We start from the raw sequence: 21,416 nt of genomic DNA, 5'->3' as shown, positions 1-21,416 counted from the left end.
CGTGGATTTCCTCCACCGAGCGTTACGGTGTGAACAGCAAGACAACAAAGCAATCTTTGCTGAATTGTGCTAGTTTTTCGAACATTCACGGACATGCAGTGACCTGCAAGATAAGGATATCCAATGCGTTATCGTTCGCTAAATCTCGGCGAGGTGACAAGGAAAGGGGCCGGAACGCCGCCTCAAGGAACCGACGTACGGGCTGGTACCGTATGAAGCTGCTCTCTCTCTTTTCTGAACACACGGCGCCGGAAAGTTTCTCCCGGATACTCACCCCGACACAAGCGTGCCATGAGCTGGAACGGCATTATCTGTTCGGCGGCGCAGCCGGCATATCGATAAGCAGCCGGTACTCCATAACCCGCAATACTCAATCCGGTATTGGCGTCACCGGTTATCGTGAGGACGCGGCTGTGAAGCGCAGCGTGTTCGATGATCTCAATCGGGGCGGTTTGCTGGCGATTGATGAGGAAATTGGCGCCTGGACGCCGACCAAATACGCGTTTTACGTCGACGCGGAAGGCCGATTACAGCGCTATCCCGGCAGCTCTCTCCCTGCCTTTTATCCTACTGGGCGCGTGATCGCCCGCTATGAAGAAATGGTCAGCCGCTATGGCCGGCGGGCAAAACTGACGGTGCTGCCGGCGAGGCAGAATACGACCCGGAATCCCCCTCTGCAGCAAGCTATCGCTACCGCAGTGGCAACCGTTGCCGCCACGGTACAGGCCATCCGTCCGATGACCAAGGCAGAACGCTGGCAAGAACGCCAGTACCTGATAGGGCGAGGCAACCGCAGCATTTACCCGGATGCGCGCATGGCGGCACAGCGATTGGCGGAGAACAACGTCGCGGTCGAAAAGGCGAAGTTGGCTGAGAATGTTTACAAGATCACTAACCCACTCAAGGACACGATAGACATCCCTGAGGGCTGGAAGGACATCAGTAACAATGATGGGGCGCTGGGCCGGCTTGGTTTGAGCAGTAACATGCTTTATGACAAACCAATGAATCCTGACTTTTTAGCCCGAGTTTATCAGCCAGACGAAAGTGTCTTTGGCAAGGCGATGAACCCGACGGTGGTATTCCGCGGATCGCGGGCACCAGAATTCCCGGAGGGAATAAGCCGCGCAACCCAAAAAGCCTTAATAAGGGGTGACTTATCAGGCATTAAAAATCTCAGTGACTGGAAAAACAACGGTGCTCAGGGAATAGGGCTTAATTCTGAATACTACAAAAAAGCGGTTGGTATTGGCGATAAAATTTCAAAGGTATCCAATATCGACGTTGCAGGTCACTCATTAGGCGGTGGCATGGCGTCTGCTGCCTCCATGGCCAGCGGCAAGCCAGCTTGGACGTTTAATGCCGCTGGATTGCATGCGGGAACCGTAGAAAAATACGGCGGCTCTATAATAGGCAGTGTCGATAATATTCAGGCGTATCGCGTGAAAGGGGAGCTGTTGACCAAGCTGCAGGAGGTTGATTTGTGGGAGGATGCCAAAGACCTCAAATTTTATCCGCCGGCGGTGATGGCGAAAGAACGGTTGTCCATGTTGGCGCCTGACGCCGTGGGAGTAAAACACACGCTTTCCGGTGGAACAGGCTCACTGCTGGATAAGCACGGTATAGACCAGGCGATACAATGCATTGAAAATGAAAAAGACGATGACATTGCCACAATCAAGGGAAGAATATGAAAAAACTTATTCTCATTATCACGATGGTAGTGTCTACGCTCATCATGCAGGGGTGCGAAAAAGGTATGGATTTACAACCGCAGGATTATTTTGACGGTCAGCAATTGGACATTGCCAAAGCCATTTATGATGGTGATAGGCCGCAGTTGGATAAACAGTTATCATCAGTAAACAAAGAGATCTTAAATCGTCCAGCTAAGGAAGAAATGACCTTATTGTTCTGGGCAATAAACAATGCCATCTATGATAAAACCACACCTGAAAGGCTGAAAATTATCACTGATTTGGTAAAATCCGGCGCAGATCCTTTACAGCCTCAACCCAACACGCCAGGTAGCCCAGCTGAATTTGTTATGAAAGCGGATAAAGGTATCTGGATACAGGCTATGTTAGAGGGCGGACTTTCTCCAAATGCTAGGGATAAGGTTCATAATCAACCCATTATATTTAATAGCATCTTTGCAAAAAACACAGAAACATTAGAGGTCATGTTGGAGCATGGTGCTGATATAAATATAAGAAATTCACTGGGTGATACGCTGCTCATCGATGCTTTAGACTATCACTCCTACGACCACGTCATTCTTTTATTAGAAAAAGGCGCCGATAGCGATATAAGAGGCAACTCGGGTTGGACGATGGGCAATCAGCTGCAACGGCTGATTAATAGAAGTCCGGACGGCAGTGAGGCGAAAGCGTCTCTTGAACGTATCAAAGACGAGCTAATTAAGCGTGGCGGGAAATGGCCGCCTGCTCCTGTCAGTCAATAAGCCGTCTCGCTGTATTACCAGAAAATGGGCACATGTTGTAAAGGTGTTCTTACCGCAGAGGCATTGTCCACAGACGGTCGAGTTGCGAAAGTTTGCTTGGGTTGCGCACGATAAATACCTGAGCCAGTCGGCCTTCGGCATTCAAGCTGAGACTGACAGACGCCGTAATACGGCCTTGTTCGGATAGCAAGGCGCCTGGCACGCCATTGATGAGCGCGTGTTGCCAGACATAGGTTTGCCAAAACATTGGCAATTTACCGCCGATAAACTCGAGCACGTCACGTTTGCCGATGAGTTCAGCCAGGTTGGCGGGCACTTTACCGCCGCCGTCCGCACTGAGCTTAACGTCTTCGGACAACAGGGTCGAAAGGGGTTCGATATCTGCCGTTTCCACCGCCGTTTTGAAAGCGATAAGCAACGCCTCCTGCCGCTCTGTGGGCTGGGTTTTACGCTCCTCTGGGCGGCCAACTTTTTCGCGCGCGCGTGACACCAGTTTACGACACGCCGTTTCTTCCCCACCTAATGTCATGGCGAGATCCGCGTAGGGCAAGTCAAAGATGTCATGCAGCAAATAGGCTGCGCGCTCGCGGGGAGTGAGTCTTTCGAGCAACAGCATAAAGGCCGTCGACAGCGACGATGCGAGTTCCAACGTCTGCTCGGGCGTTTTGGCTACGGCGGTTTGAATGGGTTCTGGTAGCCAAATACCGACATAATCGACGCGAGCCTGCTGCGCGGCGCGCAGCAGGTCAAGACAACGACGAGTGCAGACGGTGGTCAGCCAGGCCGCAGGATTCAGAATGCTGTGGCGATCCGCATGTAACCATTTGATATAGGTATCTTGCACGGCATCTTCCGCATCGGCCAGAGAACCTAAAATACGATAGGCGAGGCCGATCAGAAACGGTCTTCTCGATTCGAACAGTGCTGCATACTTGTCGTTTTTCATATTAGTGGCCGGAAATATGAATTCTATTCCACAGATTTATCATAGTGATATTTGCGGTTAGCGCGCTGATTTCTTCCTCGGAATAGTACGCGCGCAATGCCGCGCGCAGTGGGCCATACTCGGTATGGCGTTCAAGCCGCGTTAACGCTTCTGTCCAGGCAAATGCGGCGCGCTCGCGAGGCGTGAAATCATCAACGTGTTCCCATACCACCAGCCTGTCCAGACGTGCGTTGGTTTCACCGTCTTCGCGCGCTTCTTTGGTATGCATCTCGACACAGTAACCGCAGCCATTGATTTGCGAAGCACGCAGGAGGACGAGATGGTAGATCTTGCGCTCCAGATTGTGCACATCGATAGCGCCATGCACTTTCAGCAGCGCGGAAAAAACGTTGGCAATGGTTTGCGCATGATTGACAGGGTCGGTATTCACTAACGTAGTCATAAGAACTCCTCATTTATCGGGTTGACACATATAGATGACGAATGAGAAGAGGGATGTGTGACCGAACCACTGCAAAAATGTGCATTTTGGGGCCGTGGGCCGTTGATGTAATACGTTTTTCAGGCAACAAAAAACCCGATTTCCTCACTACAATAATAAAATCAATAAGTTAATTGCTTTTTAAAGAGTTTTCATGTCGGTGAAGGGTGAGGAAATACGGGGATTGTCGACCTATGCCGCCACTTTGTCGCCACTTGACATAGTCGCTAGCGGGTTGAATTGCAGGGCGGTTTCGAGGTGCTCCGGCGCAAGGTGAGCATAGCGCATCGTCATCTTAATATCATGATGGCCAAGGATACGTTGCAACACCAGAATGTTGCCGCCCGACATCATAAAGTGCGCGGCAAAAGTATGGCGTAGCACATGGGTTAGCTGGCCTTTGGGCAATTGAATGCTGGTGTTTTCGAGTGCGGCCATGAATCGGAAATAGCATTCGCTGAAAAGTCTGTCCTCACCCCGTGCTACCAGCTTCTTATACAGTGTTTTGCTGATCGGCACGCTGCGGTTCTTTTTGCCTTTGGTACGGATGAAGGTGATCTTGTGCGGTGTTATCTGTGACCGGGTAAGGTTTTCCGCTTCTCGCCAGCGTGCGCCGGTGCTGAGACATACCTCGACCACAAGCGGCAAATCAGTATCTACTTTGCTGCAGGCTGCTAATAGCTCCGTGATTTGTGCGTGGGTAAGCCACGCCATTTCCTTTTCTGCGACAGTAAACTTACGCATGTTCTCTAGCGGATTGGGCTGGTTCCATTCGCCTAGCCGCGCTAGCTCGCTGAACATGCCGCTTAGGTAACTTTGTTCAAGATTAACGGTGACTGGTTCTGCACCGTTCTTCCACTTTTCGGAAAAGTAGATTTCACCGGACAGACGCTTGTCACGATAATGCGCGAAGTCTTTAGCTGTGAAGGTAGCAGCAGGGGGATCGCCTAGGGCTTCGATGACAAGGCATAGTTTTTTGTAGGTATGTTCACCAGCGGTGAGGGATTGTCCGTGTAGGTTGTACCAAAGTTTGGCGATATCGCTCAGCTTGCGGCGATCGATCGCTTCGCCTAACCACGGCTTATTGTCTACCTGCTCCATAGTGAAGCGTTCAAACGCTAAGGCTTCACCTTTGGTTGCGAACTGCTTACGTACCCTGCGGCCTTCACGGCCTGCAGGGTAGCACTCACATAACCACTTACCGGATGATTGTTTTCGAACTGCCATTATAACCCCTCTTTGAAGTGGGGTTTATTTGACTGGATGTAAATCCAGTAGTCAATGTTTTATTATAATAGAAAAAAACGATAGTTTATGGTTGATCTGTAAGGTATATTTATTTCATCTCAAGAGTTTCAATCGTTTGTATAACTAGCTCACATACATCTTCAGGCCTATCGTTTCCGTTGTGAAAAATTGAATCCACATATCCATTCCACTCTACTACCTTAGAGTCATTCAATGTGAAGCTTGTATCTTTTCTTTTATGATAATCATGTTGTATTGCATATAGTATGATGAATATATGTGGTGGGTATCGATTTATATTGTAAGGTATGCGACTTAATCTCAATGAGTTGATTATTGTATCTTCGGTGAAGATTTTCGATGTGATTTTTTTTGCACTTTCACCATCAAAACAAAAAATAAACACACCAATTAAATATAATAATTGACGACCTAATGTTGTATTTTTATCTATTGGCTTTAGAGATAGCGTCTGATATATTTCAATGTGCCTTGCAAATGTTTCAACTTCGCGTAGCGAAATATCTCGCATGTTAATAATATTGCTTATGGATTTTATTGCATTTTCATTGATTAAATTTAATTTTGTTGAGCAGATGTTTTCCCAATGTCTTGAGGATGCTCGCGTGTCTTTTTCGCTATGCTCCTTAAAATATTCAGGAAGTGTTAGGGAATACCGGATGAATTTATCTAAATATCGATTTGCATCTACGGAGTTACCATATGTATGGTGTATCGATGCCCGAAGTTGTTGAGTATTAGAAATTAAAATGAAATGTAAGTTATCCACATCGAAAACATGTTTTATATTCTCAATGATCGATATGGCAAAGCTTGGTTTGCATCTATCTAACTCGTCGATACACACTACAATCGGCGTTGTTTTGGCTATGTCTTTTAGTTTTATTTTCAGAGTGTCGATGTGCTTTTTAGAGTCAATATGATCTTCAAGCAAAGCATTAACGGCACCATCAATTGCTGCGCGACTGCTTTTTTTAATTGCCTCTTTGAGTTCTTCTGCAAATTCGTCAGAATTTTTTCTTATTAACCAGCTGGCTCCGGCGTTTAAGGTTGTTTTTAACCCAAACCTAACAACTGGTAATGCACTTTTAATTAGCGATGGCCTGATTTTTTCTGGAATCGCTGTTGCTATTGCTGCTAAAACAGTTGTTATTGGTGAGTCGGTATGGTCTTCATTAAATGCGTTGACGTATACAACTTTGAAATCATCGACCTCTTTTTTGAATAGATTGATTAACTTATGGCAAAACTCAGTTTTTCCTGTTCCCCATCCACCGTCAATAATCATAGGAGAGGTGTCTATGTCCGAAATAACAAGTTTTACTATTTTTTGAGCTATGCTTTTTCTTTTGTACTCGTCTCTATCATCGAATGTCATATCAATTATATCTTTGTCCACTTCCACTATTCCTTTATGATTTTTTGATTAATATAGACTGCGTTTTTGATATGAAAGTTATTATGCTGGAGTGCAGATGGTCAAAATTTTAGCAATAACATTCAACTCCTCTAATGGACAACTAAAAGAAGTCTTATGATCTGATACATTAACTTTGTTTCCAGGCGTTCGTACAATCTCCCGAATGCTTATATTGCCATCCACATTAATAAGCCAGGCACCATCATAAATTTCGTCGTAGGAATGAGTTGCTATGTATTGAATAACGCCATCAATAATTACAATCGGTCCTTTGATGTCTTTAGGTAAAAAACTTTTATCCAACAAGAGAGTCTCCCCATCGACTAACTTTCTGGCAACAAGGATTTTGCAAGGGACAGCCAGTGCGTTCGGGGCTGAAACCACTGTTTGATCAAACATATCACCATGACCATATGTTAACCAACGTACAGACGCCCCCGTATCTAAAGCACATTTCAAAACATACTCTGCAGGAAAAGCGTTGCGGTTTTGTCTGTTCGCAAGGGCGCTAGCCGTGATGCCTAAGGCTTCACACAAAGCTAGTTTAGTCTTGACTCCGTAGGCCTTTACCATCCTTTCGATAGCAGCTTTTGCGTCTTGATTGAATTCCATAAACTTCCATTTTGCCAATTTTTGCATTGACATTGTCATTTTGTGGCATTAAATTCACTTCCAATTTGGAAGGGAACACCCTTGTTACCGTTTATCACCACTTAACGCGACCCGCCACAGGTCATCGGAGGATCTTGCACTATGCGTAAAAACATTTCAATCACGGTTCCTACGCCGCACGTAACCATAGAAAAATACTGTGAACTCACAGGGTTATCTAAGAATACTGTTGATGACATGCTCGCTGATGGGCGTTTGTCTTCATACCGTCACCGTTTGGGAACTGGTGCAAAACGAGAGAAAGTCCTTATCAATATGGTGAAGCTTACGCTTAATGCACTCTCGGAATGTGAATTTTCGCTAACGGTTTGAGATGTTGCCAGACGCAAAAGGGGAGAGGAATGTTTGATTTTGAAGTTTCAAAACATCCACATTTTGAGATGGCGTGTCGCCAGTTTGCTCTTCGGCAAAACCTTGTGCGCGTTGCTGAACAGATTGGAATGAAGCCGCAGATGCTCCGTAACAAGCTGAACCCAGAACAACCGCATCAGCTGAGTTGCACCGAATTGTTGGCAATCGCTGATGCAACAGAAGATTCCAGCTTAGTAGATGCCTTGCTGGCACAGTTGAACTGTTTACCTTCAGTGCCAGTTAATGGGGCATGTGCTGGCAACATATCTACATACGCGTTGAAAGCGACAGCGGCAGTAGGTTCAGTTGCGGCGGCGGCGGTAGAAGGCGATCACAAAACGGCATCTCGTAAATCCGCTCTACTCGATAGCGTTAACACTGCGATTCGCCATTTGTCTCTAATCGGCCTGACTGTTCAAAATCGCATTCAATCCAATCCGGCTTTGGCCACAACCGTAGATGTTCTCGGTGGCTTGGGTGCCGTGGCTGGATTGGCTTGATAACGAAAGGAGAGGGCATGCGGGAAGTTAAAAAGAATTGTATTGAGGCGGCACTTAAAGGGCAAATTACAACTGCAAAACAGCGCACTCGCCTCTTAAGAGTAATGCAAAAATCTTTAGGCAAAGAAGTTAAAAAAATGGGGTTGAAAGGAGTCCCAATGGAGGAGATTAAGCAAGTGATCGATGCTTTTATATGTCTAGGTGAAATAAAATAGGGAGGCCATTTTCAGACCTCGTGGATAGTATTCAGAAAAACTCGAGAATAGATTTATGGGTTACGGGCATTTTTTCATTCAACTTGGCACCCAGATCCATATGTAACTTTTTCAGCTCTTCAGCGTGTGAGCTGTTCTTAATTGGTTCCTCAATTTCGTCGAGCATTCTATTTAATTCGGAAAGTAAAGATTTAATAGTATTGATATCACTATCTAGCATGAAATAACTCCGTTGTTGGTTGGTTGTTTTTGGCGATTCGATCCTACCACAGCAAACATGTACCGGGCATGGCTAAAACCCGGTTTTCATTCTCAACTGCCTATATTGTGGACTGTTGCGAATGGATTAATTAGGAGGGAAAATATATGCCAATGTCTATAGCCCCGCTATTGAAGCAACAAAGCCCATCGAGGCATTTTGAACACGGTTTTATTGAACTGCAGGGCGGCAAGCGCTGGCGCCCATGTCACGATCAGTCGGCCTTACTGCGTGGCCTGTCAACGGCTAAGCCTGTTTCACCCCTGCGCCGTTTGTTTTGCCGTTAATTGGTGCTGTCATGTTGTTGGCTACTGAAACACAAAAAGCGATCGGCATTAAGCGCATTTCACAGATTAAGCGTGAGCTGTTCCTGCATAAGCGGAATCAGGCGCAAGAGGCTTTTGATAAGTCGCCGGAACATATCCGCAGAACTGTTTGTTTTCATGCCGGGCTGAAAGAGCGGCACATAAAAATGAAGTTTGCAGAAATGAGTTATTCAGAACGTAAACAAATCGTGTGGGCGCTGAATGACCTGATTGATTTATCAAAAACCTTACCACGATTTATCAGTGATGATGATTGCGAATTAAACGTTAATTAACCGCATTGCGTAATTCTGGCGTTAACCCGTCGGGCATCGCTTTGTCTGAAATAAGGAATTTACGATGAAAGAATATTTGCTTCTTACTCCAAGTTTAACCAGCTCGGCAAATAACGCCTTTCAGCGTGGTGTTGTCGCTGGCACTTGCCGCGCGGTTTCTGCTTTAACGAATGAGTTTCAAGATTTGTTAGATAGCGCGCGTATTGATGAACGAAAAAACCAATCTCAGGTAGCCGCTGCGCGTTTGGTTCGGCTGGCGGCCCACATCACCCAAGAGGGGTTAACAGCGGTCGAGGCTGTGGAGCTGTTGCGCCAAGAGGCTGAAGCCATCGAGCATCAAGTGCAGGAGCTGCACTAATGGCCGACTTGATGGACTACGAACAGGAGCGGCAAGCGCTGGTATTGGAGGCGCAGATTACCAATGCTCGCAAATCCTCCGCGCTGCCTTCTGCTTTCGTTTGCAAAGAATGTGACGCTCCGATTCCTGCCGCACGCCGCGCTGCCGTTCCCGGCGTTGATACATGCGTAAGCTGTCAGCAGATCCGCGAGACGCAAAGTCACCTATACGCGGGGAAGGCATGACGGAGTTCTCGATTTTGTTCGGCCTGCTGGCGTTGCTGGCAGGTCATTTTATTGCGGCTGATTTGAGTGATTCAGAATTTGCACGGAGGCCAGAAAACCTAAATTACGATTAAGGAAATAACATGGAAATTAAAATCGGCTCTGAGTTTGTTATCACCAGCGATAACTTGCAATTCATTCTTAATACGGTGAAGGTGGGGAAATCAGGAAAAAGTGAAGGCCAAGAACGTTACGAGGCTATTGGCTATTACCCGACGATTAACCAGCTTGTAAATGGCCTTATTCGTCACAGCGTCCGTAATTCCAGTGTTAATAGCATTGCATCACTGGGCGCGGAGATAGGCCGCATTGGCAATTTGTGCCAAGAGGCTTTTGCTGCATGTGAGGCGGCGAAAGTTCAATGAGCCAAGCGGCTAACGCCTACGCTTACCCATGGAACGAACCGCGCCCGGCTGTTGCCGGGCCGGTAAGACCGCTTACCCGTGAGGAACTCGCTCAGGGGCAAGCTGTTTTAACCAATATCCGCCGCTTGCCGCGCTTCCTCAGCGCCATGTTCCTGACGCGTTACACCAACTTGCTCAAGAGCAAAGGGCTACACGACGCCAACAAATGGCTGGTATTCCAGTTCGATCGCCGCATCTGGCCGCGCCTGCAAACGGTGAGCGCCAAGAACGCGATGAACCTTGCCGCGTCAATGCGGTTTTCTGCTGAAGTCGATAACTACGCAGCTCTGCCCGGCATGGATGACAAAGAGTTACGCCGCCTTGCCGATCGGGTGGCCGGTCAACTTCTGCAGAATTACGCAGATTACTGCGATGAGTTTGTGGCGGAGAACTGCGGCGACAATGCCGGGCTTTTCGAAGATGCCACCCAATCAGAATTTTATGGCCGCATTGCCGGTATGGCGCGCGCCTTCAACATCACCCCGATGCACTGGCGCAAATACCGCAAAGGCAAAGTGGATGCCCGGTCAGCGATTGCCAGTCTGTCACGGTTGGTTAATTCCGAGTGGTGGGAGCGCCAGTTGAAAGCCCAGCGCACGCAATGGCGCGAGGCGTTGTTGATCGCCGTCGGCAATGTGAACCGTGGGGCGTCGTCCTACGCCAGTCGGCAGGCAATCCGCGATGTGAAAGCGCGCCGACAGTCCAATTTTGATTATCTGAACAGCCGCGAGCTTGAGAACGTCGAAACAGGTGAACGCTTCAGCCTCATCGACAAGGTGATGGCAAGCATCTCTAACCCGGAAATCCGTCGCAAGGAGTTAATGACGATGATTGCCGGTGTTGAGCAGGCCGCCGCTATCCGTGGCGATAAAGGGATGTTTATCACCCTCACCACCCCATCCAAGTATCACCCGACGCGCGCCGTCGGCAAAAACAGCCAGAAGGTGCATTTTAATCACAAATGGGATGAAGAGGCGTACACGCCAAAAGACGGCCAGCGCTATCTTGTGAAGCTGTTTAGCAAGATCCGCACAGCGTTTAAAGATGCGGGCCTTCAGGTCTACGGTGTGCGCGTTGTCGAACCACACCATGATGCGACGCCGCACTGGCATATGATGCTGTTTACCTCCAAAAAACAGCGCCAGCAGGTGATCGATATCATGCGCCGTTATGCCATGGCTGAAGATGGCGACGAGCGTGGCGCCGCCAAAAACCGTTTTGACTGTAAGCATCTGAACAAAGGTGGTGCGGCAGGCTATATCGCTAAATACATTGCAAAAAATATCGACGGCTACGCGCTGGAAGGTGAACGCGATCATGAAACCGGCGAGCTGTTGACTGATACGGCCGCCGCCGTCACCGCGTGGGCGTCAACGTGGCGTATCCCTCAATTTCACTTTATCGGCTTGCCGTCGCGCGGGGCATGGCGTGAGTGTCGCAAGATCCGCTTTGTCAGTCTGGCCGATGAGTTTGACGAAACCGTTGAGGCGGTGCGCGCTGCTGCTGATGCCGGTGACTTTGCCGCTTACATTCTGGCTCAGGGCGGCCCTAACGTTGCCCGTGACGATCAGACTGTGCGTGTAGCTCGCCGGGTTGCCGACGAGCGCAACGCCTATGACGAAGAAGTGCAGAAAATCGCGGGGATTTTTGCCCCGCATATCGGCGCCGATCGCGTTTATGAAACCCGCACCACGCAATGGCGCATCGTCGCTAAAGCCGTTGCCGTTGAGCCTTTGACTTTGAAAAGCGCCTCCGGCGCGCCTCGGAGTCCTGTCAATAACTGTGGGTTGGTCGGCAGCGATGGCGCCGAAAATACGCAGGATGGGGAGCCTGTAGAGTCCGTGGCGGTGATGGAACACCATCCAGACACCCCAATTGACTGGGATGACATGACCGTTGCACGGTCTGTTATGACGCGTTTACGGGCAAATGCCCCGCATATAAACAGGCAGCAAAGAGGAATTGACCCATATAAGCGCATAGAGCCTGCTGCATCGGCCAGATTGACCACTGTCGAGCGCGATCGCGTAACCAGAATTTATTCAGAACTGGCACTCCATGGCATCGAGCCGACGCGATGGGAACTCGAGGTGCTAGCGCGCGGCGCTAAAGTCAAATTTGGTGATATTTCAATGTACTATCCAGCGGTTAACGATTGGACTAGCTTCCAATAATGTCTTGCGCACATAAATCTGATAGGCATATACTGTATATGCATACAGTAATTAGGCATCGGAGGGAAAGGGTGCAAGCAGTGGATGAAGTGGTTGTTTTAGAAAGAATTGAACTCATCGCCCGTCTGGGGGTTTGTTATGAGAGCCAAGCGAAAGACAAAGACATTGCACTGATATGGATTTCAGAACTGGCGGGGGAGATGAAAACTAGCATTACCCCCGAAAAAGTAGAGGTGATCAGGCAGCTTGCCGCGATCTCTTAATCCATAGGTGACGTATGAGACAAGATTTAAACTTAGCCGGGGCGTTTATGGAGGCGCTGAACTTCAACGAGAACGGCAAGGGCCGCCGCATAAGAACCGTTGATTTCATTCACGCCGCAAACCGGCTCGGCACACACCTAACGCCTGAAGAGGCGAATTACTACATCAAGCACCAGTCCGGCCACGTGTTCAGGCTGATTGACGAGGGACGTTATCAGCACAACACATACCTGTTTCTCTGCTAATAGGCCTATGCATGCACTGAGTGCATGAAATCGCATGATGATCCGGTGTTGTCTTTCTCCATGCGGCTCCAGTGCTGGTGCGGATCGCACCGGATCATGCAACTGCATCAAAAGCGACACATGAAGCGGGCAGGCGAGGCGGGGATAGCATTGCGCGCAAACTGGGTAGATCGATTGTTTTTGTTCGATTACTATGTATCTTTGACGATCACTCTTAAAAGTGGATCTTGAAATTCAGCCGTAGAGAGGTAGGTAAATGGAAGACTATGCCAGCGCTGCAATTAGGCATTATATAGATGCCGAAAAGTTAAAGAGTAGTGGCTCAATTGATAATGCAGGGCACCTTGTCGGATTTGCTGCAGAATGCGCTTTAAAATATAAAATAAGCACTATCTCTCCAGATATGGATAGACCACGAGGACATTTTCCTGATTTTGTTAATATTGCGAAAAAAAGATTGAATTCTAGAGCTCATATGTCTGTCTTTAAGCTTCTTTCCAATCCAATTTTAGCTGGGTGGGATGTTAATTATAGATACTATGTTGATGGTACAGTTAACTCGGCCGTTCTAGATTCTTGGATTAGAGATACAGTTAGATTAATTTCTGCTGCGGGGTTAAAAGTAAGAAAATGAATAAGAAAATATATTTTGATGACTCGCTGCCTATTTTTGCAAAGTTTGTAAGTGAGGAGCTGGGCGTTGCAGCCCTCGAGAATAATTATTTTTTGCGCGATGCGGAAGGTCGACTCTCCGTAATTGTTTTAGATGATAAAATTGACAAGGAAAATAGAACGCGACTTTCAACTAAAGCTAAAGATTATTTGGGTGATTATGTCGATGATAATGATTTTGTCTTCTCTACTCCTGATGAGCTCTTTGATGAGTCGTTAAAAGATATTGGTATTGCTTCAAAAATAACCTTGTCCTCTAGTTTTTATAGCGGGAATGTGTTTTTATTTGAAAGGCGAATAATAGGTTCTGATTGGTTGAAAAAAACAAAACAAGAAACTAACAATCCAGTGAGAATTGTTTTTTCAAGTATTAAGGGGGGGGTGGGGCGTTCGACAGCCTTGTGTGTTGTTGCTAGTGCATTAGCCCAAGAAGGAAAAAGAGTATTAGCAATAGACATGGATTTAGAAGCTCCTGGGCTTGGCAACATGCTTTTAACTGAAAAAACTTTGCCAAAATATGGTCTTTTAGACTTTTTTGTTGAAAAAAATGTCAGTAAAGTTAATGGTTCTAGTTATATTGATATGGTCAGCTCTTCATGGATTTCATCAGGGAAGGGGCGTGTTGATGTAATTCCTGCTCTTGGTGAAAGTTCATTCAATAATCCAGAAAATGTCTTAGGGAAGATTGCTCGATCTTATCTTTCTACAACTGATTGTGCTGGTAATAACTTCTCTTTCATTGATTACATGGATATCTTGGTAGATAAATTTTCTGATCCCACTAGATATGATGTTATTTTAATTGATGCTCGTTCCGGTTTGCATGAAACGACAGCGTCTGCAATGGTCGGCTTGGGGGCGAATATATTTTGTTTCGGTGTGGATCAGCCTCAAACTTTTGCTGGGTATGATCTGTTGTTTTCACATTTATCTATATTCAATAATATTGATCCCTCATGGTTAAATAGATTTAATTTTGTTCAGGCTAAAGCTTCTGACGGACAAGATAAACGAGATCTTTTTGCCCAAAAAATGGAAGCTAAAATAGCTTCATATTTCTCAAAAAAAGAGGCTGATGTTGATATTAATGTGGCATCCCTTAAGGACACATTTGAAGTAGAATGGGATGATACTGAATCAGTAGAGCTTATAACCGAAGAGATTGATGTTATTAATCCGATAATAAGTATTTTAGATGATAGCAGGTTCAGTGATTTTGATCCTATTTCGAATAGGGATATACTAACAAGTAATTTTTATGATGTTACATTTAAACTTCTTTTGGAGAGGGTGAGATCAATCCTAGAGGAGTCTTTGGAGGGGGAGGAGATATGAATACCATTAATTACTCCAAAATATCAGAGGCCTTAGCTTCGTTGCCTTCTGATCATGATGCTAGTGGAGAGTATAAACCAACAGTAGATGAGATATTTGCGCCACAGCAACATGCTAATGCCTTAGATCCTTATACGACAATAGTTGTAGGTGCTAGAGGTACAGGGAAGAGCTTTTGGGCTGGTGTACTAGCGCAAAAGGATACTCGAGATGTTGCGGCTCAGTCGTATCCTAATTTAGGCCTTGAAAAGCTATTGGTTGCGGAAGGCTATAATGGTTTTTTATCGACAAGAATACTGCAGGAGTTAGTGCCTGAGGGACAGGAGAGTAAAAAATCTTACGAATTTTGGCAAGCGTCCATAATAATGGCGATCGATCGGATGATTGCTGAAGAAAAGGGCGTTAAATTTAAAGAAAAATTATCTGACTATATAAAGAGATACTCAGATCCTGAAGATGCAGATCTATATCTTTCTGATCTTGATGATAAACTTGAAGAGGATGAAAAGACAGTTTTAATAACATTTGATGCCTTGGATAAGCTGTCTAAAGACTGGAGTCGTTCAAATTTATTACTGGATTCTTTGTTTGAAGTTGTATGGGACTTGCGAATCAGAAAGCGTATTCGTGCAAAAATATTTATACGTCCTGAGCAATTCAATGATGATTCTTTAAAGTTTGTAGAAATACCAAAATTGAGAAGTTCTCGAGTTGAACTAGAGTGGACACAGATCGAGCTTTATGGGCTTTTGTTTTCTCGCTTAGGTTATGATCAGTCTAAAAATGCAGATGAATTTCTTAAAGTTGCAAAGTCGATAGGTGCTCCATTTAAGCCTTTACCCCATAAGCAAAGAAGAAATTGGAATCTTGTTAGTGATAAAAAAATTCAAAAAGACATGATGACTGCTCTTGCTGGCCCTTATATGGGGAAGAACTTTAAAAAAGGTGGAACATATGATTGGCCTTATAAACATTTGGCTGACGCTAATGGGGATGTTACACCTCGGAGCTTCTTGAAGCTATTTTCAGAAGCTGGTAAGTTTGGCTCCTTATTACAAGATAGGGCGATCTCCGCGGAAGGCATTCGACATGGTTTACGTGAGGCTTCAAAAGTAAGGGTTGAACAGTTAGTTGTTGAATATCAATGGGTTAAGAGGGCTTTGGCACCTTTGGCCGGATTGCGTGTGCCATGTACGGAAGAGGATATACTTTCCCGTTGGGAAGATAGTAATACCATAGAAGTTATTATGAATGCTTCCCAGTCTGATAGTGGTGGTTTCTTGCCACCATACCCCTATCCCCTCTACAAGAAGTTGAAGGGTGAGGCGAAATTATCAGCCTTAGCCGACTCAATGGCTAAGATTGGCTTGTTTGAAATTAGAGCTGATGGCCGCTTTGATATCCCTGATTTATTCAGGGTTGCAGCTAAGATGTTGAAAAAAGGCGGTATAACACCAACCGCAAAATAATTTGGTAAGGCTGCTATTGTTGCAGCCTTAATTTTAAAATGATTTTATAGTATATATTTTTTAAAATTAATCACATTGCAATTGAAATGCGAGTTTATTGCTTGCATTCTTTCTTGTAGTGGTATCAATTCGTTCCGCACAAACACCTGACTAGCCTTCTCAACATCTCCAAAACCGCCAGTATTGTTCGGAATAATCCCCATCATCTGAGGTGGCACCCGATGGGCACTCAGCAGATCGTCCCTCGTTGCATTCTTAATATTGAAGAAATCATCTTTGGTAGCGACTTCACTCAGAGGCAGTATTTTTATGCCGTCCGGCTTGCCGTTCGGCGCGTACATAAACAGATTCCGGAAGTTCCCCAGTCCCTTTGTGTCTCGCATCGCTTGGCGCATTCTGTCGACGTCGCTGGTACTTTGCGCAGCATCGGTCATATACAGTATGTATCCAGCGTGCGCGCCGTTTTGATAGTATTTACGGCGAAATAGTGTTGCCGCTTCATTCAACCACGCAGAGTTCAACGCACTAAGGTATTCCGGCAGGCCATAAAGTTCCTGATTAATGTCCGGTTCAATTAGTTGAAACACGCTTCCCGGCGCAAATTGGTGTGGCTCTTTCCAGTCATGCACAAACCAATACGTATCAGGTTCAACACCCCGGCGGGTGTATTTTGCCGGTGAGCACTGCAGGCGCAGTGGTTCTCCGAGTCGATTTTTCCTGACCTCTAAAAAAGCGTTTCCAAATACCAGATAATCCAGCGCATAGCGGCTAAACTCCTGCTGACTTAACAGCCGGTGTGGGATAAACGTTGACGCTAAAATATTGCGCTTAACGTACATTGGCGAGCTGTGATGCACGGCGGCGCGCACGCTGCGCGCCAGCCCGTCGAATGAGATCGGCGGCTCGTACCACTTGCCATTGGTCGTGCATTCGATGTAATCCAGAATTTCCCGCTTATCCAGCACCGCGGACGGCTCGCCAAAGGTAAACGCCTCAAAATCCTGCTTCTGCTCTGCTGCCGGGGCTGGCGCCGGGGCGATAAATGCCTTGCGGCCTTTGCGCTTGCTCATCAGTAAAACTCCAAAATGTTCGGGCTGCTGTGGCCGCTGCCTGCGGTCAGCGGTTCGTTCAAGAGGGCGTGCATGATTGCCCACGCGACATCGGCGTGGCTGGCTTCTTCGCTGCGGCTGGCGGTGTAGGTGGAACGCGCGCCGCTGGCGGTCATGGTTTTGCGGATCGCCATAAAGGCGGCGGTGATGTCGGTGTGGCTGGTGTCGTATTCCAGACAGCCGCGCCCGATGGTGTCTTTTGCCTTCAGCACCATGGCGGTTTTGATTTCCGGGGTGTATTTGATCTCCCGCGCGGCCGGGAAGAACTCGCGCACCAACTGGAAAACACCTTGGCCGACGGTGGTCGCATCGATGCCGATGTACTCCACGCAATATTTTTCGGTCAGGTCTTTAATCTTCTGGGCCTGAGCGGCAAAGTTCATGCCCTGCCACTGGTGGCGCTCGAGCACGCGGAACTTGCCCCCGGCCACCATTGGCGGCGCGATCACCGCGCACCCGGCGCTGTCGCCGCCGTTGGCTTCCGATGGGTCGTAGCCGATCCACACCGGGCGATAACCGAACGGCCGCACGGCGTATGGGTTGAAGTCCTCCCACTCTTCCAGCGTATCGACCATGCAGCCTTGCAGCTCGGCGAACGGGAATACCGACGCGGTATCGTCCACAAATTCACACATAAGCAGGTTCTGATATTCAGCCGGGCTGTATTCGAGCGACAGCTGATCGAGGTCGAACAGGTTACAGCCGCCGGTCAGCGCATCCTCAACCGTAACAATCTGGCGCCATTGCCCATCGCCGCACAGCACGCCTTTTGACAGGTGGCTGTGACTGAGGTCGAGCTGAACGTGATCGGCTTTGCTGCGGCGGCCTTTGTTGAACAGTTCCCCAGACCAGAACGGATAAGCGGAGTGCGCCAGACTCGACGGCGTGGAAAAGTAGGTGGTGCGCCACCGCTTGTGCAGCGACATCCCGCTGGCGACTTTGCGCAGCTCCTGAAACTTCGGTATCCAGAAATACTCATCCAGATACAGATTGCCGGTGTAGCTCTGCGCGGTGCGCACGTTGGTGCCGAGGAACATCAGGCGGGCGCCGTTCGGCAGCACCATCGGATCGCCTTTCAGGTCAACCTCGACCAGCCGCGCAAAATCAATGATGTAGTTGCGGAACACATGCGCCTGCGCCTTACTGGCCGACAGGAAAATCTGATTGCGGCCGGTGGTCAGCGCATCGAGCAACGCCTCGCGGGCAAAGAAGAACGTGGCGCCGATCTGGCGCGATTTCAGGATGTTGCGGATACGGTGTTGCAGCCCGGCGCGATACCACCCCATTTGATACTCGAAGGTGGTTTCCGTGAAGATACTTTGCAGTTTCTCCACGGCGGCCTCGCTGAACACGTTGCGCTCGGCGGGCTTGCGCTCGCCTTTGTTGCGGTTGGCGACGTTCGGGTTTAAGTCCGCCTCGTTGCCGGTCGCCGAATAGCGATTGACCCGCGCCAGCCGTTCAATCTGGCGGCCTAACAGGTCGATTTCTTTGAAGTCTTTCCCCTCCTTGACGTCTTTCATGATGAGCTGAATCAACCGCGCTTCCATGCTTTGCTCCACGCGGGAAATGGGCGCGATGTCGTCCCATTTATCGCGCAGTTTCCAGCTCTGCACGGTCGGCCCCTTGAGGTTCAGCGTTTCCGCAATTTGGCGCACAGAAAAGCCCTGCCAGTAGAGCAAGGCAGCTTGGCGGCGCGGATCGCTGATGATGGTTGTTGCCTGTGTCGTATTCATGCCGCCAAGGCTACGAAAGCGCCGGGCGACTCGCATTAAGCCCTTGTTGTGCCTCAGATCTTCCAACCGCAACGCGTTGAGACGCGGCGCCATTCCCCCGAAACTAGCCCCGAACCCAATCACCACAACCGGAGCCGTTTACATGGCAAAGAAAGTTACTAAGTTTTTCCGCATCGGCGTTGAAGGCGACACCGTTGACGGCCGCGAGATCGGCGCTGCGGATATTCAGCAGATGGCGGCGACCTACAGCCCGAAGGTGTACGGCGCCCGTATCAACATGGAGCACATCAAGGGGATTTTGCCGGATGGCTATTTTCGTCGTTACGGCGGCGTGGTTGAGCTGAAGGCCGAAAAAATCGACGAGCCGGACGAACCGCTGTTGCACGGCAAGTGGGCGCTGTACGCCAGTCTGGCCCCGACCGCCGATCTGGTGTCGATGGTCGGCGCGGGCCAAAAGGTTTTCACCTCGATGGAGATCCGCCGCGATTTCGCCAAGACCGGCAAGTCGTATCTGGTCGGGTTGGCCGTCACCGATGACCCGGCGAGCCTCGGCACTGACATGCTGGAGTTCAGCCGCCGCCACGAGAACGTCGAGTTCTCCGCGCCGCTGGAAGTCCATTTCGATTTTGAGCCGGTCGCTGACCCGGAAACCTCATTCTCTGCCCGCATCAAAGCGATGTTTAGCCGCAAGCAGGCCACCGATGATGTGCGCTTTGGTGAGATGGAAGGCGCCGTGATGACCGTGGCCGAGCTGTTACAGGAAGCGGACACCCGCTTTACCGAGACGTTAGCCGTATTGAGTGAGCAGGTTGCCGACCTCAAGCAACAGGTAAAAACCGGCAGCGATGCGTTCAGCGCGCTGCAAGCCCAGCTTTCCACCTCGGAAGATTTCAGCCAGCAGGCGCGCCCGGAGGCCACCGGCGGCAACAGCGCACAAGACGTGCTGACCGATTGCTAAGGCAGTTACACCCGATAAAACCGAACAAAAACAGGAAGAAAAATGCGCAAGCAAACTCGTTTTAAATTTAATGCGTTTATGTCTCGCCTCGCCGAACTGAATGGCGTAGCAACCGGCGATCTGGATAAAAAATTCAGCGTTGAGCCGTCCGTCACGCAAACCATCATGACCCGCGTACAGGATTCCTCCACGTTCCTGACCCGTATTAATATCCTGCCGGTTAAGGAAATGAAGGGAGAGAAAGTCGGTTTAGGTGTGAGCGGCTCCATCGCCAGCACCACCGACACCGCCGGCGGCGATGAACGCGAAACGGCCGACTTTGCCACGCTGGACAGCGATGACTATTTCTGCCAGCAGGTGAACTACGATTTCCACATCCGCTACAACACCCTCGACCTGTGGGCGCGTTATCAGGATTTCCAGACCCGCTTACGCGATGCGATTGTGAAACGTCAGGCGCTCGACCGCATCATGATCGGCTTTAACGGTACGCACCGCGCCAAAACCTCCAACCGCGTCAAGTTCCCGCTGCTGCAGGACATTGCGCCGGGCTGGTTGCAGAAGTACCGCGAGAACGCGCCGGGCCGCGTGATGAATAAAATCGTGGGTATGGACGGCAGCGTGGTGTCTGAAAACATCCGCGTGGGTGCCGGTGGCGATTACGCCAACCTCGACGCGCTGGTGATGGATGCCACTAATACCCTGATTGCACCATGGTATCAGGAAGATCCGGAGCTGGTAGTAATCTGCGGTCGTCAGTTGCTGGCCGACAAGTATTTCCCGCTGGTTAATCAGGAACAGCCCAACACCGAAGCGCTGGCCGCCGATCTGATTATCAGCCAGAAGCGCATCGGCAACCTGCCCGCTGTGCGCGTGCCGTACTTCCCGGCGGATGCGTTGCTGATTACGCGCATGGATAATCTGTCGATCTACTGGCAGGAAGACACACACCGCCGCCATATGGTGGAGAACGCCAAACGCGATCGCATCGAAAACTATGAGTCCATCAACGAGGACTATGTGGTTGAGGATTACGCCTGCGGTTGTCTGGTGGAGAACATCGAGCTGTTGGCCGTCAAGCCGACCGAGCCAAAAACCAAGGCCGCACTGCCGACCTCCGGCGATGACATTAAGGCGCTGGCCGGTGCCATTGTTGAAGCGGTGAAGGTTGCCACCGCCCCAGCGGAGCCAGTCGCCGACGTGAAAGACCCGGAGGAAGCACCGGCAGACGACAAAGCGAAAGGTGGTAAATAAC

27 protein-coding genes are annotated in these 21,416 nt (G+C 48.8%); 19 read left to right on the top strand and 8 right to left on the bottom strand.

The features are described from left to right. Nucleotides 1–212 precede the first annotated feature (212 nt). Entirely contained in the window at nucleotides 213–1,694 is a 1,482-nt protein-coding gene (locus ACYF6X_RS12230) for a phospholipase (protein WP_130017507.1), read from the top strand. Continuing rightward, nucleotides 1,691–2,464 carry an ankyrin repeat domain-containing protein gene (locus ACYF6X_RS12225; protein WP_130017508.1) on the top strand — a complete coding sequence of 258 codons (774 nt, stop codon included), beginning with the start codon at nucleotides 1,691–1,693 and terminating at the stop codon, nucleotides 2,462–2,464. The genes ACYF6X_RS12230 and ACYF6X_RS12225 overlap by 4 nt, the downstream gene beginning before the upstream one ends. A gap of 49 nt (nucleotides 2,465–2,513) precedes the next feature. Here the strand turns inward: ACYF6X_RS12225 and sigJ are convergent, their stop codons facing one another. From sigJ to ACYF6X_RS12200, 5 genes are all read right to left on the bottom strand, one after another. Continuing rightward, a complete protein-coding gene (sigJ, locus tag ACYF6X_RS12220; protein WP_130017509.1) occupies nucleotides 2,514–3,410 on the bottom strand; it encodes an RNA polymerase sigma factor SigJ in 897 nt (298 codons plus the stop codon). Nucleotide 3,411: 1 nt separating this feature from the next. Continuing rightward, nucleotides 3,412–3,852 (bottom strand): carboxymuconolactone decarboxylase family protein, encoded by a 441-nt coding sequence (locus tag ACYF6X_RS12215; RefSeq protein WP_130017510.1) that lies wholly within the window; start codon nucleotides 3,850–3,852, stop codon nucleotides 3,412–3,414. A gap of 231 nt (nucleotides 3,853–4,083) precedes the next feature. Then, nucleotides 4,084–5,118, bottom strand: a complete 1,035-nt coding sequence (locus ACYF6X_RS12210) for a phage integrase (RefSeq protein ID WP_406880029.1) — start codon at nucleotides 5,116–5,118, stop codon at nucleotides 4,084–4,086. Between the two features lie 109 nt (nucleotides 5,119–5,227). Further along, nucleotides 5,228–6,565 carry a KAP family P-loop NTPase fold protein gene (locus ACYF6X_RS12205; protein ID WP_406880030.1) on the bottom strand — a complete coding sequence of 446 codons (1,338 nt, stop codon included), beginning with the start codon at nucleotides 6,563–6,565 and terminating at the stop codon, nucleotides 5,228–5,230. A 54-nt stretch (nucleotides 6,566–6,619) separates the two neighbouring features. Then, complete coding sequence (locus ACYF6X_RS12200; protein ID WP_308324809.1) at nucleotides 6,620–7,219, bottom strand: phage repressor protein CI; 600 nt, start codon at nucleotides 7,217–7,219, stop codon at nucleotides 6,620–6,622. 114 nt (nucleotides 7,220–7,333) lie between these two features. Between ACYF6X_RS12200 and ACYF6X_RS12195 the strand changes: the two genes are divergently transcribed. Genes ACYF6X_RS12195 through ACYF6X_RS12185 form a run of 3 tightly spaced genes read left to right on the top strand, consistent with a single transcriptional unit; the run spans nucleotide 7,334 to nucleotide 8,318 of the window. Then, on the top strand, nucleotides 7,334–7,564 hold the full coding sequence (locus ACYF6X_RS12195; protein ID WP_102984952.1) for a MerR family transcriptional regulator: 231 nt from the start codon (nucleotides 7,334–7,336) through the stop codon (nucleotides 7,562–7,564). A 29-nt stretch (nucleotides 7,565–7,593) separates the two neighbouring features. After that, the gene (locus ACYF6X_RS12190; RefSeq protein ID WP_308324810.1) at nucleotides 7,594–8,103 is read left to right on the top strand and encodes a phage regulatory CII family protein; all 510 of its coding nucleotides are present in this window, start codon (nucleotides 7,594–7,596) and stop codon (nucleotides 8,101–8,103) included. Nucleotides 8,104–8,120: 17 nt separating this feature from the next. Further along, on the top strand, nucleotides 8,121–8,318 hold the full coding sequence (locus tag ACYF6X_RS12185) for a hypothetical protein (protein ID WP_308324811.1): 198 nt from the start codon (nucleotides 8,121–8,123) through the stop codon (nucleotides 8,316–8,318). A gap of 31 nt (nucleotides 8,319–8,349) precedes the next feature. On the opposite strand, the gene ACYF6X_RS12180 is transcribed toward ACYF6X_RS12185, so the two are convergent. Beyond that, nucleotides 8,350–8,538 (bottom strand): hypothetical protein, encoded by a 189-nt coding sequence (locus ACYF6X_RS12180; protein WP_406880031.1) that lies wholly within the window; start codon nucleotides 8,536–8,538, stop codon nucleotides 8,350–8,352. Nucleotides 8,539–8,684: 146 nt separating this feature from the next. On the opposite strand from ACYF6X_RS12180, the gene ACYF6X_RS12175 reads away from it, so the two are divergent. From ACYF6X_RS12175 to ACYF6X_RS12120, 12 genes are all read left to right on the top strand, one after another. Further along, the gene (locus tag ACYF6X_RS12175; RefSeq protein WP_351006012.1) at nucleotides 8,685–8,864 is read left to right on the top strand and encodes a phage filamentation protein Fil family protein; all 180 of its coding nucleotides are present in this window, start codon (nucleotides 8,685–8,687) and stop codon (nucleotides 8,862–8,864) included. 11 nt (nucleotides 8,865–8,875) lie between these two features. Further along, a complete protein-coding gene (locus ACYF6X_RS12170; protein WP_308324814.1) occupies nucleotides 8,876–9,178 on the top strand; it encodes a hypothetical protein in 303 nt (100 codons plus the stop codon). A gap of 64 nt (nucleotides 9,179–9,242) precedes the next feature. Beyond that, nucleotides 9,243–9,536 (top strand): DUF2732 family protein, encoded by a 294-nt coding sequence (locus tag ACYF6X_RS12165; protein WP_308324815.1) that lies wholly within the window; start codon nucleotides 9,243–9,245, stop codon nucleotides 9,534–9,536. Then, entirely contained in the window at nucleotides 9,536–9,760 is a 225-nt protein-coding gene (locus ACYF6X_RS12160) for a TraR/DksA C4-type zinc finger protein (RefSeq protein WP_308324816.1), read from the top strand. The genes ACYF6X_RS12165 and ACYF6X_RS12160 overlap by 1 nt, the downstream gene beginning before the upstream one ends. Beyond that, nucleotides 9,700–9,873 carry a hypothetical protein gene (locus ACYF6X_RS12155; RefSeq protein ID WP_308325106.1) on the top strand — a complete coding sequence of 58 codons (174 nt, stop codon included), beginning with the start codon at nucleotides 9,700–9,702 and terminating at the stop codon, nucleotides 9,871–9,873. Before ACYF6X_RS12160 ends, ACYF6X_RS12155 begins: the two co-directional genes overlap by 61 nt. A 9-nt stretch (nucleotides 9,874–9,882) precedes the next feature. Further along, on the top strand, nucleotides 9,883–10,164 hold the full coding sequence (locus ACYF6X_RS12150; RefSeq protein ID WP_308324817.1) for a DUF5405 family protein: 282 nt from the start codon (nucleotides 9,883–9,885) through the stop codon (nucleotides 10,162–10,164). Beyond that, nucleotides 10,161–12,377, top strand: a complete 2,217-nt coding sequence (locus ACYF6X_RS12145) for a replication endonuclease (protein ID WP_406880032.1) — start codon at nucleotides 10,161–10,163, stop codon at nucleotides 12,375–12,377. Before ACYF6X_RS12150 ends, ACYF6X_RS12145 begins: the two co-directional genes overlap by 4 nt. Nucleotides 12,378–12,457: 80 nt before the next feature. After that, complete coding sequence (locus ACYF6X_RS12140) at nucleotides 12,458–12,640, top strand: hypothetical protein (RefSeq protein ID WP_230203786.1); 183 nt, start codon at nucleotides 12,458–12,460, stop codon at nucleotides 12,638–12,640. Between the two features lie 47 nt (nucleotides 12,641–12,687). Next, nucleotides 12,688–12,885, top strand: coding sequence for a hypothetical protein (locus ACYF6X_RS12135; protein ID WP_154640637.1), 198 nt, complete (start codon nucleotides 12,688–12,690; stop codon nucleotides 12,883–12,885). Between the two features lie 256 nt (nucleotides 12,886–13,141). Next, nucleotides 13,142–13,519: a hypothetical protein gene (locus ACYF6X_RS12130; RefSeq protein ID WP_346402087.1), complete on the top strand. Its 378-nt coding sequence runs from the start codon at nucleotides 13,142–13,144 to the stop codon at nucleotides 13,517–13,519. Further along, a complete protein-coding gene (locus tag ACYF6X_RS12125; RefSeq protein ID WP_346593388.1) occupies nucleotides 13,516–14,892 on the top strand; it encodes a KGGVGR-motif variant AAA ATPase in 1,377 nt (458 codons plus the stop codon). Before ACYF6X_RS12130 ends, ACYF6X_RS12125 begins: the two co-directional genes overlap by 4 nt. Beyond that, the gene (locus ACYF6X_RS12120; RefSeq protein ID WP_042784082.1) at nucleotides 14,889–16,361 is read left to right on the top strand and encodes a P-loop ATPase, Sll1717 family; all 1,473 of its coding nucleotides are present in this window, start codon (nucleotides 14,889–14,891) and stop codon (nucleotides 16,359–16,361) included. The genes ACYF6X_RS12125 and ACYF6X_RS12120 overlap by 4 nt, the downstream gene beginning before the upstream one ends. Before the next feature lie 44 nt (nucleotides 16,362–16,405). On the opposite strand, the gene ACYF6X_RS12115 is transcribed toward ACYF6X_RS12120, so the two are convergent. Both ACYF6X_RS12115 and ACYF6X_RS12110 read right to left on the bottom strand, forming a co-directional pair. Next, nucleotides 16,406–17,431 carry a phage portal protein gene (locus tag ACYF6X_RS12115; protein WP_406880033.1) on the bottom strand — a complete coding sequence of 342 codons (1,026 nt, stop codon included), beginning with the start codon at nucleotides 17,429–17,431 and terminating at the stop codon, nucleotides 16,406–16,408. Next, nucleotides 17,431–19,203 carry a terminase ATPase subunit family protein gene (locus ACYF6X_RS12110; RefSeq protein ID WP_086556862.1) on the bottom strand — a complete coding sequence of 591 codons (1,773 nt, stop codon included), beginning with the start codon at nucleotides 19,201–19,203 and terminating at the stop codon, nucleotides 17,431–17,433. Before ACYF6X_RS12110 ends, ACYF6X_RS12115 begins: the two co-directional genes overlap by 1 nt. A 142-nt stretch (nucleotides 19,204–19,345) precedes the next feature. Between ACYF6X_RS12110 and ACYF6X_RS12105 the strand changes: the two genes are divergently transcribed. Both ACYF6X_RS12105 and ACYF6X_RS12100 read left to right on the top strand, forming a co-directional pair. After that, the gene (locus tag ACYF6X_RS12105; RefSeq protein ID WP_406880034.1) at nucleotides 19,346–20,161 is read left to right on the top strand and encodes a GPO family capsid scaffolding protein; all 816 of its coding nucleotides are present in this window, start codon (nucleotides 19,346–19,348) and stop codon (nucleotides 20,159–20,161) included. A 42-nt stretch (nucleotides 20,162–20,203) separates the two neighbouring features. Next, on the top strand, nucleotides 20,204–21,415 hold the full coding sequence (locus tag ACYF6X_RS12100; protein WP_055312631.1) for a phage major capsid protein, P2 family: 1,212 nt from the start codon (nucleotides 20,204–20,206) through the stop codon (nucleotides 21,413–21,415). Nucleotide 21,416 lies beyond the last annotated feature (1 nt).

The organism is Serratia sp. ID 25-353 (assembly GCF_054792795.1).
The sequence above is the reverse complement of the archived record's forward strand: the minus strand, read 5'-3'. Positions and strand labels throughout refer to the sequence as shown.

What these genes read in the sequence shown, in the direction of transcription:
- ACYF6X_RS12230 (WP_130017507.1), top strand. Translation starts at nt 213, where the DNA reads ATGAAGCTGCTCTCTCTCTTTTCTGAACACACGGCGCCGGAAAGTTTC.
- ACYF6X_RS12225 (WP_130017508.1), top strand. Translation starts at nt 1,691, where the DNA reads ATGAAAAAACTTATTCTCATTATCACGATGGTAGTGTCTACGCTCATC.
- sigJ (WP_130017509.1), bottom strand. Translation starts at nt 3,410, where the DNA reads ATGAAAAACGACAAGTATGCAGCACTGTTCGAATCGAGAAGACCGTTT.
- ACYF6X_RS12215 (WP_130017510.1), bottom strand. Translation starts at nt 3,852, where the DNA reads ATGACTACGTTAGTGAATACCGACCCTGTCAATCATGCGCAAACCATT.
- ACYF6X_RS12210 (WP_406880029.1), bottom strand. Translation starts at nt 5,118, where the DNA reads ATGGCAGTTCGAAAACAATCATCCGGTAAGTGGTTATGTGAGTGCTAC.
- ACYF6X_RS12200 (WP_308324809.1), bottom strand. Translation starts at nt 7,219, where the DNA reads ATGCAAAAATTGGCAAAATGGAAGTTTATGGAATTCAATCAAGACGCA.
- ACYF6X_RS12195 (WP_102984952.1), top strand. Translation starts at nt 7,334, where the DNA reads ATGCGTAAAAACATTTCAATCACGGTTCCTACGCCGCACGTAACCATA.
- ACYF6X_RS12190 (WP_308324810.1), top strand. Translation starts at nt 7,594, where the DNA reads ATGTTTGATTTTGAAGTTTCAAAACATCCACATTTTGAGATGGCGTGT.
- ACYF6X_RS12185 (WP_308324811.1), top strand. Translation starts at nt 8,121, where the DNA reads ATGCGGGAAGTTAAAAAGAATTGTATTGAGGCGGCACTTAAAGGGCAA.
- ACYF6X_RS12180 (WP_406880031.1), bottom strand. Translation starts at nt 8,538, where the DNA reads ATGCTAGATAGTGATATCAATACTATTAAATCTTTACTTTCCGAATTA.
- ACYF6X_RS12175 (WP_351006012.1), top strand. Translation starts at nt 8,685, where the DNA reads ATGCCAATGTCTATAGCCCCGCTATTGAAGCAACAAAGCCCATCGAGG.
- ACYF6X_RS12170 (WP_308324814.1), top strand. Translation starts at nt 8,876, where the DNA reads ATGTTGTTGGCTACTGAAACACAAAAAGCGATCGGCATTAAGCGCATT.
- ACYF6X_RS12165 (WP_308324815.1), top strand. Translation starts at nt 9,243, where the DNA reads ATGAAAGAATATTTGCTTCTTACTCCAAGTTTAACCAGCTCGGCAAAT.
- ACYF6X_RS12160 (WP_308324816.1), top strand. Translation starts at nt 9,536, where the DNA reads ATGGCCGACTTGATGGACTACGAACAGGAGCGGCAAGCGCTGGTATTG.
- ACYF6X_RS12155 (WP_308325106.1), top strand. Translation starts at nt 9,700, where the DNA reads ATGCGTAAGCTGTCAGCAGATCCGCGAGACGCAAAGTCACCTATACGC.
- ACYF6X_RS12150 (WP_308324817.1), top strand. Translation starts at nt 9,883, where the DNA reads ATGGAAATTAAAATCGGCTCTGAGTTTGTTATCACCAGCGATAACTTG.
- ACYF6X_RS12145 (WP_406880032.1), top strand. Translation starts at nt 10,161, where the DNA reads ATGAGCCAAGCGGCTAACGCCTACGCTTACCCATGGAACGAACCGCGC.
- ACYF6X_RS12135 (WP_154640637.1), top strand. Translation starts at nt 12,688, where the DNA reads ATGGAGGCGCTGAACTTCAACGAGAACGGCAAGGGCCGCCGCATAAGA.
- ACYF6X_RS12130 (WP_346402087.1), top strand. Translation starts at nt 13,142, where the DNA reads ATGGAAGACTATGCCAGCGCTGCAATTAGGCATTATATAGATGCCGAA.
- ACYF6X_RS12125 (WP_346593388.1), top strand. Translation starts at nt 13,516, where the DNA reads ATGAATAAGAAAATATATTTTGATGACTCGCTGCCTATTTTTGCAAAG.
- ACYF6X_RS12120 (WP_042784082.1), top strand. Translation starts at nt 14,889, where the DNA reads ATGAATACCATTAATTACTCCAAAATATCAGAGGCCTTAGCTTCGTTG.
- ACYF6X_RS12115 (WP_406880033.1), bottom strand. Translation starts at nt 17,431, where the DNA reads ATGAGCAAGCGCAAAGGCCGCAAGGCATTTATCGCCCCGGCGCCAGCC.
- ACYF6X_RS12110 (WP_086556862.1), bottom strand. Translation starts at nt 19,203, where the DNA reads ATGAATACGACACAGGCAACAACCATCATCAGCGATCCGCGCCGCCAA.
- ACYF6X_RS12105 (WP_406880034.1), top strand. Translation starts at nt 19,346, where the DNA reads ATGGCAAAGAAAGTTACTAAGTTTTTCCGCATCGGCGTTGAAGGCGAC.
- ACYF6X_RS12100 (WP_055312631.1), top strand. Translation starts at nt 20,204, where the DNA reads ATGCGCAAGCAAACTCGTTTTAAATTTAATGCGTTTATGTCTCGCCTC.